This is a genomic window from Streptomyces sp. NPDC054841, from assembly GCF_053611045.1.
Window position 1 is genome coordinate 1 of record NZ_JBSGZO010000308.1, and the last position, 10,538, is coordinate 10,538.

The 10,538-nt window shown below is 69.4% G+C and carries 11 protein-coding genes and 1 pseudogene; 7 read left to right on the forward strand and 5 right to left on the reverse strand.

What is annotated here, in order from left to right:
• Positions 1 to 89: 89 nt before the first annotated feature.
• Positions 90 to 1,079 (reverse strand): LacI family DNA-binding transcriptional regulator, encoded by a 990-nt coding sequence (locus ACWGI8_RS30655; protein WP_453665836.1) that lies wholly within the window; start codon positions 1,077 to 1,079, stop codon positions 90 to 92.
• Between the two features lie 261 nt (positions 1,080 to 1,340).
• Here ACWGI8_RS30655 and ACWGI8_RS30660 point away from each other — a divergent pair, with 261 nt between their 5' ends.
• Positions 1,341 to 2,300, forward strand: coding sequence for an ROK family protein (locus ACWGI8_RS30660; protein WP_453665826.1), 960 nt, complete (start codon positions 1,341 to 1,343; stop codon positions 2,298 to 2,300).
• A gap of 280 nt (positions 2,301 to 2,580) precedes the next feature.
• Here ACWGI8_RS30660 and ACWGI8_RS30665 read toward each other — a convergent pair.
• Both ACWGI8_RS30665 and ACWGI8_RS30670 read right to left on the reverse strand, forming a co-directional pair.
• Positions 2,581 to 2,888, reverse strand: a pseudogene (locus ACWGI8_RS30665) (NPCBM/NEW2 domain-containing protein); the annotation flags it as partial.
• 8 nt (positions 2,889 to 2,896) lie between these two features.
• Positions 2,897 to 3,061 (reverse strand): hypothetical protein, encoded by a 165-nt coding sequence (locus tag ACWGI8_RS30670; protein ID WP_453665828.1) that lies wholly within the window; start codon positions 3,059 to 3,061, stop codon positions 2,897 to 2,899.
• A 319-nt stretch (positions 3,062 to 3,380) separates the two neighbouring features.
• Here ACWGI8_RS30670 and ACWGI8_RS30675 point away from each other — a divergent pair, with 319 nt between their 5' ends.
• The 5 genes from ACWGI8_RS30675 to ACWGI8_RS30695 all read left to right on the forward strand — a co-directional run bounded on the left by ACWGI8_RS30675 (position 3,381) and on the right by ACWGI8_RS30695 (position 8,383).
• Positions 3,381 to 4,673, forward strand: a complete 1,293-nt coding sequence (locus tag ACWGI8_RS30675; RefSeq protein WP_453665838.1) for an ABC transporter substrate-binding protein — start codon at positions 3,381 to 3,383, stop codon at positions 4,671 to 4,673.
• A gap of 38 nt (positions 4,674 to 4,711) precedes the next feature.
• Entirely contained in the window at positions 4,712 to 5,626 is a 915-nt protein-coding gene (locus tag ACWGI8_RS30680) for a carbohydrate ABC transporter permease (RefSeq protein ID WP_453665829.1), read from the forward strand.
• 5 nt (positions 5,627 to 5,631) lie between these two features.
• Positions 5,632 to 6,573 carry a carbohydrate ABC transporter permease gene (locus tag ACWGI8_RS30685; RefSeq protein ID WP_453665840.1) on the forward strand — a complete coding sequence of 314 codons (942 nt, stop codon included), beginning with the start codon at positions 5,632 to 5,634 and terminating at the stop codon, positions 6,571 to 6,573.
• 347 nt (positions 6,574 to 6,920) lie between these two features.
• Entirely contained in the window at positions 6,921 to 7,145 is a 225-nt protein-coding gene (locus tag ACWGI8_RS30690; protein ID WP_453665830.1) for a hypothetical protein, read from the forward strand.
• A 299-nt stretch (positions 7,146 to 7,444) separates the two neighbouring features.
• Positions 7,445 to 8,383 (forward strand): peptidoglycan recognition protein family protein, encoded by a 939-nt coding sequence (locus tag ACWGI8_RS30695; RefSeq protein ID WP_453665832.1) that lies wholly within the window; start codon positions 7,445 to 7,447, stop codon positions 8,381 to 8,383.
• Positions 8,384 to 8,390: 7 nt separating this feature from the next.
• Here ACWGI8_RS30695 and ACWGI8_RS30700 read toward each other — a convergent pair whose 3' ends face one another.
• Positions 8,391 to 8,564: a hypothetical protein gene (locus tag ACWGI8_RS30700; RefSeq protein ID WP_453665834.1), complete on the reverse strand. Its 174-nt coding sequence runs from the start codon at positions 8,562 to 8,564 to the stop codon at positions 8,391 to 8,393.
• A 148-nt stretch (positions 8,565 to 8,712) separates the two neighbouring features.
• On the opposite strand from ACWGI8_RS30700, the gene ACWGI8_RS30705 reads away from it, so the two are divergent.
• Positions 8,713 to 9,750: an NUDIX domain-containing protein gene (locus ACWGI8_RS30705; protein WP_453665835.1), complete on the forward strand. Its 1,038-nt coding sequence runs from the start codon at positions 8,713 to 8,715 to the stop codon at positions 9,748 to 9,750.
• Between the two features lie 52 nt (positions 9,751 to 9,802).
• On the opposite strand, the gene ACWGI8_RS30710 is transcribed toward ACWGI8_RS30705, so the two are convergent.
• Positions 9,803 to 10,492 carry an MBL fold metallo-hydrolase gene (locus tag ACWGI8_RS30710; protein ID WP_453665842.1) on the reverse strand — a complete coding sequence of 230 codons (690 nt, stop codon included), beginning with the start codon at positions 10,490 to 10,492 and terminating at the stop codon, positions 9,803 to 9,805.
• Positions 10,493 to 10,538 lie beyond the last annotated feature (46 nt).

A 10,538-nucleotide genomic window follows, 5' to 3' on the forward strand; every position in this document is an offset into this window, starting at 1 on the left:
AATACGCCCAGTATGAGGACGACCCTCCGCCTTGCGATGCACCGCATCTGACGCCGCGCGCTGATCCACCGGGGATTACGGGACAGCCCTTAGCCCCGGTCCGCAGGCGGCGGCACCTCGCCCGAGCCCCGCGCTATCAGCGTGGTCGTCAGCTCGACCCGGGCCGGCGCCTCGGCCACCCCGTCGAGCCGGCGGAACAGCCGCTCGGCCGCCGTCCGGCCGAGCGCGGCCGCGTCCTGGGCGATGACGGTGATGCCGAGCAGATCGGCGAGCTCGATGTCGTCGAAGCCGACCAGCGCGACCGGTGTCTCGCGACCGGCCAGGAACCGCACCGCCGTCACGGTCACCCGGTTGTTGCCCGCGAACACCGCGGTGACCGGGCCGGGGCCGGAGAGCATCGCCTCCGCGGCCGCAGTGACCCGCTCCGGGTCGGTCGAGCCGAGGGACACCCAGCGTTCGTCCACCGGCAGCCCGGCATCCTCCATGGCCGCCCGGTAGCCGCGCAGCCGCTCCGTCGCGGTGTGGATTCTCGGCTGGTCGCCGATGAACCCGATCCGCCGGTGGCCGTGCGCGATCAGATGCGCGACGCCGTCGCGGGCGCCGCCGAAGCTGTCCGACAGCACCACGTCCGCGTCGATCCGCCCCGCGGGCCGGTCCACGAACACGGTCGAGATGCCCGCCCTGATCTCCGGCTCCAGATAGCGGTGGTCGCGTCCGGCCGGAATGACGATCAGCCCGTCCACCCGGCGGGCGCAGAGCGCGAGCACCAACTCCTGCTCGCGGTCCGGGTCCTCAGCGCTGGATCCGTTGATGAGCAGCGCGCCGTGCGCACGGGCGACCTCCTCCACGGCGCGGCTCAGCGGGCCGTAGAAGGGGTCCGCGAGATCCTCCAGGACCAGCCCGATCGAGGCCGTGCGGCCCTTGCGCAGCACCCGCGCGCTGTCGTTGCGGCGAAAGCCCAGTGCCTCGATGGCCTCCTGCACGCGGCGCTCGGTGTCGGGGGTGACGCCCGGCTCGCCGTTGACCACCCGGGAGACCGTCTTGAGGCCGACTCCGGCGCGCGAGGCCACATCCTTCATGGTGGGCCGGATGCCGTAGCGGTTCTCGGGGCGGCGGGCGAACTCGGCCACGGTGCGCTGTCCTGTCGTCGTCGGGTGGCCCGTTGAGGGCACATTGCATGGTCCTGTGGGCACTTGCTGTGCTGTGCAAGGCTGTGGCGTCGAGCATAGGCCCTGGACAACGTTGTCAGGGGAATGGAGACTGGTCACCGAAGCCGCCGGTCCTCCCCCTGCGCCCTGGGAGTGTGGGGGGACCCCCAGTCCCCGGGAGATCGCACACCGATGCATAACGACCTCGTCGCCGCGCTCGACATCGGCGGCACCAAGATCGCCGGCGCGTTGGTGGACGGCAACGGCAGGATTCTCGTACGGGCCCAGCGGCCGACCCCGGCGCGCGAGGACGGCGAGACGGTCATGCGTGCCGTCGCAGCGGTGCTCGGTGAGCTGGCCTCGTCGCCGCTGTGGCTGCACGTCACGGCTGTCGGGATCGGCAGCGCGGGGCCGGTGGACGCGTCCGCCGGTACGGTCAGCCCGGTCAATGTCCCGGGATGGCGCGGATTTCCCCTGGTGGACCGGGTACGGGTGGCCACCGGCGGGCTCCCCGTCGAGCTGGTCGGAGACGGCGTCGCGATGACCGCGGCCGAGCACTGGCAGGGCGCCGCGCGGGGGTACGACAACGCCCTGTGCATGGTCGTCTCCACGGGCGTCGGCGGTGGGCTCGTCCTCGGCGGCAAGCTGTACCCCGGTCCGACCGGGAACGCCGGCCACATCGGTCACATCAGCGTGGACCTCGACGGCGACCTCTGCCCGTGCGGCGCGCGCGGCTGTGTGGAGCGGATCGCCAGCGGCCCCAACATCGCGCGCCGGGCGATCGAGGGCGGCTGGCGGCCCGGTCCGGACGGCGACACCTCGGCCGCCGCCGTGGCCGCCGCCGCGGCGGCCGGTGACCCGGTGGCGCTCGCCTCCTTCGAGCGGGCCGCCCAGGCACTGGCGGCCGGTATCGCCGCGACCGCCACGCTCGTGGAGATCCGTATCGTCGTCATCGGCGGGGGAGTCGCGGGCGCCGGCGAGGTGCTCTTCGCACCTCTGCGCCGCGCCCTGCGCGACTACGCCACGCTCTCCTTCGTCCAGGGACTGGTCGTCGCCCCGGCCCGCACCGGCACGGACGCGGGCCTGCTGGGCGCGGCCGCCGCCGCCTCCCCCGGCCTGCGCGGCGAGACAGCGGCGAGCCTCAACGGCTGAACGCCCGGGGAGGGGCCTGCGGATCAGGGCGCCTGCGGCAGGCCCTTTCCCACCTCGCCCCGCCCCCTTCCCGGACCGGGGGCTTCGCCTCTCCAGACCACCTCGTAGGCTCCGCCGGTCCTTCTCCCCGGCCCCCGGCGGAACTTCAGCGGACCTTCTCCGGACCTCCGCCGGGGCTTTGCCCCGACCCCCACTGGGACTCCGCCCCGGCCCTTTGCGCCTTATGTGCCTGCGAGGCTCCGAGGGGGCCCGTCGGGGGCTCGCCCCAGCTCCCCGCGCCTCAGCAGGTCAGCCTCAGGTCCGCCCAGGCCGCGTGGTCGGAGTCGATGCCGTCCCCGCCGTCGGTGACCACCAGGCGCACCACCTTCGCCCCGGTGACATCCGCCGCGAACGGCTGCGCGGGCATCGCGTTGGTCAGTACCCCTGTCGAGGCCGCCTTGGTGCCGTCGGCCCAGATCTCGAAAGCGACCGTCCCGCGGGTGCCCTTTCGTCGTCCAGGCCCACCTGCGCCGTCACCGCGCCGCACCGGCCTCCCGTGTAGTACTCGACCGTGCTCGCGGCATGCACGCCGAGGCCCTTGGCGAAGACCCCGAGTTTCAGTTGTTGAAGCCCATCGGTGGGGTGAGGGCGAGTCCGCCGTCAACCCTGGAGGCGACGGGTGCGACGGGTGCGACGGGTGTGGCGGCCGCGGTGGCCGCGGCAGGTGTTCCTGCGACTGCCACGGGGGCGAGCCCCGCCGTACAGGGCAGGGCAGCGGTCACCGCTCCGACCACTCTTGGCCGTTTTGTGCGGTTGGGAAGGTGACGCATCGTTACGTTCCGCCGTACTCACGCAGGGGCGGGTGACGTCGTGCACGTGTCGGATGGCGCGCGTTTACGGTAGGGCTTGTTGGAGTCTGTTGGAAGAGATGCGGTAACGGTTGTCCGTTCTTGCGTCAAAACCCTTGACGGCACCCCTTCTGGGGGGTGTGATTCAATCCTCTTGTTGGTTTGTGTTTGGTTGCACCCCGAAGGAGGGGACATGACGCAGTCATCGTTCAACGGTTCACACGCGCCAGGAGGTGTGGTGGCTGGACATCGGATGTCCCGTCGGAGTGTGCTGCGTGGAGCGGCTCTGGGTGCGGGCGCGGTCACGCTGCCGTCGCTGCTCACCGCCTGTGGCGGTGGACCCGGCGGCGACGGCAAGACCGTCACCATGGGGTCCAACGCGTCGGACCCGGTGCCGCGGAAGGCGTTCGCCGAGGCGTTCGAGGCCTACGAGAAGCAGTCGAAGGAAGGCCGCAAGGTCAAGGTCAACACCGTCGACCACAACACGTTCCAGGAGAACATCAACCGCTATCTGCAGGGCAAGCCGGACGACGTTCTCATGTGGTTCGCGGGCTATCGCATGCAGTTCTTCGCCAAGAAGGGCCTGCTGCACGACATATCCGATGTCTGGGCGGACTACAAGGGCTTCACGCCGGCGCTCAAGGACCAGTCGACGGGAGAGGACGGCAAGCAGTACCTCACGCCGTACTACTACTATCCGTGGGCCGTCTTTCACCGGAAGAGCCTTTTCCAGGAGCGCGGCTACCAGGCCCCGAAGACGCTCGACGAGTACATCGCGCTGGCCAAGCAGATGCAGAAGGACAAGATCGTCCCGATCGCCTTCTGCGACAAGGACGGCTGGCCCGCCATGGGCACCTTCGACTACATCAACATGCGTACGAACGGCTACGAGTTCCACAAGAACCTGATGGCCGGAAAGGAAGCCTGGAACAGCAAGCAGGTCAAGGAGGTCTTCGACACCTGGCGCAGAATTCTCCCGTATTGCCAGCAGGGCGCGAACGGCCGGACCTGGCAGGAAGCCGCCACCAGCCTCCAGAAGCGCGAGGCCGGCATGGTGGTCCTCGGACTCCCGCACCCCGGCCAGCAGTTCCCGGAAAGCGACCAGGCGGACCTCGACTTCTTCCCGTTCCCGGTCATCAACCCGGAGCACGGACAGGACGCGGTCGAAGCCCCGATCGACGGCTTTCTGCTCGCCAAGAAGTCGAAGAACCTGAAGAACGAGAAGAATCTCGAAAGCGCCAAGGACCTGCTGAAGTGGCTCGGCACCGGCAAGGCCGAGGACGCCTATCTCCAGTACGACCCGAACAACATCGCCGTCAGCAGCGAGGCGGACATCTCCAAGTACACCCCGCTGCAGAAGAAGGCCGTCGAGCTCGTCTCGAACGCCAAGCAGATCTCCCAGTTCCTGGACCGTGACACCCGGCCGGACTTCTCCTCCACCGTGATGATCCCGGCCATCCAGACGTTCATCAGCAACCCGAACGACGTGGACGGACTCGTCAACGACATCGAACGGCAGAAGAAGACCATCTTCGCCTCCGACTGACCGCTCCGACCCGACGCCAACACTGGGAGATCCGATCCGTGGCGCTCAACACCGCGCGGCGCACCGGACGGCGAGGCCCGCGGAGGTTCACCCCCCGCGACCTCGTCGTCCTCGGCGTGCTGCTGGGAATACCCCTCCTGCTCGACATCCTCGTCATCTGGGGGCCGACGCTGGCCTCCGTCGTTCTCTCGTTCACCAGCTGGGACGGCATCGGTGACATCGAGTGGGTCGGCACGGAGAACTATGCGAATCTGTTCACCGGCTATCCGCAGTTCTGGCCGGCCGTACGGCACAACCTGCTGTGGCTGGCCTTCCTGGGCCTCATCGCCACACCCTTCGGACTGCTGCTGGCCGTCCTCATCGACCGGGGCGTCCGCTTCAGCCGCTTCTACCAGTCGACGCTGTACATGCCCGTCGTCCTGTCGCTGGCCGTCGTCGGGTTCATCGCCCAACTGGTCTTCTCCCGCGACCAGGGCGCGCTGAACGCGGTCCTCGGGAACACCGACAACCCCACCGACTGGCTCGGCGACCCCGACCTCAACATCTGGATGATCCTGCTGGCCGCGGCGTGGCGGCACACCGGCTACGTCATGATTCTCTACCTGGCCGGTCTCAAGGCCGTCGATCCGTCCCTGAAGGAGGCCGCGGCCATCGACGGTGCGGGCGAGGCGCAGACCTTCTTCAGGGTCGTCTTCCCGACCCTGCGGCCCGTCAATGTCATCGTCGGCGTCATCACGGTCATCGAGGCACTGCGCGCCTTCGACATCGTCTACGCCGTCAACAAGGGTCGCAATGGCCTGGAACTGCTGTCGGTGCTCGTCACCGACAACATCATCGGCGAGGCCAGCCGGATCGGCTTCGGCTCGGCGATCGCCGTGGTGCTGCTGACCGTCTCCCTGGGATTCGTCGTGACGTATCTCGTCCAGGAGATCCGAGGGGAGAGAATCCGTTGATTACGCTGCACCCGCCGCACACCGACACCACGACCGCCGCCGCCCCCGCGCCGGCCACCGCACCCGCCGAGGCGTCCCCAGGGCGCCGGCGCCGCCTCACCCCCGGCCGGCTCGGACTGCACGCCTTCCTGATGACGGTCTCGCTGGCCTTCCTCGCACCGCTGGCCCTCGCGGTGTACGCGTCGCTCAGGCCGTACGACGAGACGTCCGAGCACGGATACTTCTCGCTGCCGCGGAAGCTGTCCTTCGACTACTACCAGCAGGCCTTCAGCGACGCGGGCATGACGAAGTACTTCGTCAACACCCTGATCATCGCCGTGCCGGGCGTCCTGCTGGCGCTCTTTCTCGCGTCGTTCGTCGCCTTCGCCGTCGCCCGGCTGAAGCTGCGGGGCTCGATCCTGCTGCTGATGCTCTTCACCGCCGGCAACCTGCTCCCGCAGCAGGTCATCGTCACCCCGCTGTACGTCCTGTTCAACCACATCCCGCTGCCCTACTGGATGTCGGACTCGATGACGATGTTCGACTCCTACTGGGCCGTCATCGCCGTCCAGATCGGCTTCCAGGTCGGCTTCTGCGTCTTCGTCCTCGCGAACTTCATGCGCACACTGCCGCAGGAGATGCTGGAGGCGGCGATCGTCGACGGAGCCGGAGTCTGGACCCAGTACTGGCGGATCACCCTGCCCCTGTGCCGCCCCGCCCTCGCCGCCCTCGGCACGCTCCAGTTCACCTGGATGTACAACGACTTCCTCTGGGCGCTCGTCTTCATCTCCGACGGTGACAAACTCCCCATCACCTCGGCGCTGAACAACCTCCGCGGCCAGTTCTTCACGGACTACAACCTGCTGGCGGCGGGCTCGGTGATCGTCGCGCTGCCGACGCTGCTGGTCTTCCTGCTGCTGCAGCGCCACTTCATCGCGGGGCTCACACTCGGATCCAGCAAAGGCTGACGGTCGCCGAGGCGGGAGCGGGCCGACGCGGACGGGCAGCGCTTCGGCACCACCTTCGCCGACGCGCCGACCAGGCCGGGCAGTGGAAACTGCAGTAGGCGACCGAAGGCTCGGGAGGCGAGCGATGCCTCTGCCTCCCGGCCCGCCTGTCCATCCCCGTGGCCGCCTTGAACGGGTTCATGGGCAACCCGTTCGGTCGGGTCGCCGTCATCGAGCATGGCGGCGCATTCCTCGGCGGTGTGAACAGTGTCCAGCCGGTCGCGAAGGATGCGATGTGTGTCGCGGGGGATTCGAGCTTATGTTCGAGTCTATGAGGTTGGCGCCCTGCCGCGCATACTGGCTCCACAATGACGAACCGATCCGCGCCCCGGCGCCACCTGCCCACAAGCCCCTTCAAAGCCCCCGCCGACCCCGTGCCCAAGCATTTCGCACTCGGAGACCGCGTCTCTCACGACCAGTACGGACTTGGAAGAGTCATCGCCGTGGAGTTCGCGGGTGAGGCTCTGCTCATCGACTTCGGCTCGCGCGAGATCCGCATCGTCAGCCCGTACCGCGGGATGTACAAGCTCTGACCTTGCCCGCCGTTGTCAGTGGCGCGCACTGCCGTGTGGCCGCCCCATCCGGGCTTGCCGGCTGGGGCGCAACTCGGACCCGCCCCGCCGCGGTACAGCACCCGCGCGGGGCGGCGGCTCGGGGCGAGGTGCCCTGATCGTCGCGCTGCCGGCGCTGCTGGTCTTCCTGCTGGTGTACCGCCACTTCATCGCGGGGCTCACGCCCGGATCCCGCAAACGCTGACGGAACGTCCGGATCCGGGGTTTCCGCGGCGCGGTTCGGCGGCATGAGGATCATGAGCACGGCAGAAGGGGGAAGAATGGCCTGGTATCCGGGCGCCACCAAGTACGAGCTGCAGCCCGAGTCGGACGGTCAACCCGCCATCCGGCCCACGCAGTTCATCATGCACAGCATCGCCGCCCCGTGGACCGCGCGGCGCATCTACGAATACTGGCGCGACAGCACCAATCTCGAGTCGCACTTCGGGCTCGGCTACGAGGGCGACCTCGGCCAGTACATCGGCACCGAGACCCGCGCCGACGCCAACTACAAGGCGAACCTCCGTCCCGACGGCACCGGCGCGGTCAGTATCGAGACCGCCTCCAACCTGGAGCACACCGACCCGTGGACGGCCAAGCAGGTCGAGAAGCTGATCGCGCTCGGAGCCTGGCTGCATCAGCGGCACGGCATACCGCTGCGGGTCTGCCGTTCGGCCTCCGATCCCGGCTACGGCTATCACCGGCTGCACGCCGACTGGGCGGACTCCGGCACGGCCTGCCCGGGGGACGCCCGCGTCCGTCAGTTCAAGAACGTCGTCTTCCCCGGAATCGTCGCCCGCGCCACCGGACAGACCCCCGTCCCGCCCCAGGAGGACCCCGACATGCCGTCGATGCTGAACGAATCGAACGCCGTGGATGTCTCCCTCGGCTCCGGTGCCTGGGTGGGCCTGGCCTTCAGTGACGCCGTCCTGCACTCGGGACCGCGCCGCCACTCGACCCTGGTGCACCTGCTGTTCGCCGACAACACCCACAAGGACGCCCGTATCGAGGGCCGCTTCTACCTCACCGACACCGCCGGGAAGAACCCGTCGCCGTACCTCGCGACCACCAAGAAGGGCCCGGGCGGCCATCAGTTCCTGTGCACCGCCGATGTCCCCAAGGGCCGCCACCTGCGCTTCGAGGTCCGTGCCACGACGCCGGACGGCTCATCGGTCAGACTCCTGCACCGGGCAGCCTCGGGTCCGTACTGGGCTCTGTGACGGGTCGTCAGAAGGATTCCGTCGCCTGCTGCGGGATCACCACGAGGAACGCGTCCGAGTCCAGGTCCATCACGACCTCCGCCGGCACGCCCTCGTCCCGTCGTGCCCGGGCGAACTCCTCGGCGGGCCAGCTGCCTCGCGGTCCCCCTGCGGGAAACTTCTCCAGCACCGTACGGCGCATCACCGCACCCCCTTGCTCACTGTGATCTCCAACGAGGCTCCGTCCGAATGTGTTACGGCATTGACCGACGCTCCGGTCGAGCCGCTGAGACGTTTCCGTGGCAGGGTGTTGCGGGCAGTCCACAGGGGGCTACGGAGGAGGGGGAACCGTGATCGTCTGGATCAACGGTGCTTTCAGTGCGGGCAAGACGACCGCCGCTCGCGAACTGATCGATCTGATCCCGAACAGCACTTTGTACGACCCTGAACTGACCGGCGATGTGATGCGGAGCCTGCTGCCGCAGAAGCGCCTCGATGAAGTGACCGACTACCAGGACCTGCCGATCTGGCGCCGGCTCGTCGTGGACACCGCGGCCGCGCTGCTCGCCGAGGTCGGCGGAGTCCTGGTGGTGCCGATGACCCTGCTCAGGCAGGAGTACCGCGACGAGATCTTCGGCGGGCTCGCCGCCCGGCGCATACCGGTACGGCATGTGTTGCTCCGCCCGGAGGAAACGATCCTGCGGACGCGGATCGCCGAACGCGAGGAGCCGGACATCCCGGATGCGGAACAGCGCGTACGGCAATGGGCGTACGACCACATCGAGCCCTACCGCACCGCCCTCGGCTGGCTCACCACCGACGCCCATGTCGTCGACACGTCGTGTCTCAGCCCGCGCGAGACCGCGGAGGCCGTGGCCGAAGCCGTGGGCACCGGGGCGGCCGCCGTCTGCGAGATCGTGCAGACACCCGAGCCGACCTCCGAGACCCTCGCCGCGGGGGTGCTCCTCTTCGACGAGCAGGACCGGGTACTTCTCGTCGACCCCACCTACAAGCCCGGCTGGGAGTTCCCCGGCGGTGTGGTCGAGTCCGGCGAGGCGCCGGCACGCGCGGGCATGCGCGAGGTCGCCGAGGAGATAGGGATCCGTCTCGACGCCGTACCACGGCTGCTGGTCGTCGACTGGGAGCCGCCGCGGCCACCGGGCTACGGCGGGCTGCGGCTCCTCTTCGACGGTGGGCGGCTCACCGGCGACGAGGCGGCCGCCCGGGTGCTGCTGCCCGGCTCGGAGCTGCGGGGGTGGCGGTTCGCCTCCGAGGAGGAGGCCGCGGGGATGCTGCCCCCGGTCCGCTACGAGCGGCTGCGCTGGGCCCTGCGGGCCCGGGAGCGCGGAACGGTGCTCAACCTGGAGGCCGGTGTTCCCGTGGGATGAGCCAGGGCCTGTCGTTCGGATCAGGCCGGACGAGCGGGCGGGCTCACGACGTTCATGAGGCGGCGCCGGCTGCCGCGCTCAGCACCGCCGCCGCGTCGACCGTGACCGGGTCGCCGTGCCCGAAACAGAGCGTGGACGGCGCCAGCGCGGCCAGCCGGTGCATCGACTCCACGGCCTGCTTCCGGTCCACGTTGAAGACACCCAGCATCACCTGACCCACGCCCGCGACCGCGTCCCCGGTGAACAGCACGCCGTGGCGCGGGAGATGGACCGCGATCGAGCCGTCGGTGTGGCCCGGGACATGCACCACCCGGGCCCCGCCGCCGAACCCGAGCTCCTCGCCGTCCTCCAGGTCACGGTCCACCCGGGTCGGCGGCGCCTCCGGCACCGTGAGCCCGTGCTCGTACAGCGGGATCTCCCAGTCGAGCAGGACCGGGTCGGGGACCGGCGCCTCGCCGCGGATCACCGGGGCGTCCAGCCGGTGCGCCAGCACCTCGGCCCCGTACCGGTCCGCCAGCTCCTGCGCCGCGCCGACATGGTCGCGGTGGCAGTGGGTGAGCACGATCCGGCGGATGCCCGCGGGGTCGGCGCCGAGCCCGCGCACCGCGTCCTCGATCTCGGCGGCGGCATGGACGTTCCCGGCATCGACCAGGGTGAGTTCCGCGCCTTCACGCCACAAGTAGGCCTGGCCGATCGGGAAACGGAACATGTGCAGCTGGGGAAGCACCTCGATGACGTCCATGCGGCGAACGTACGCGGACGCCCACGCCCGCCGCACGGATCTACGC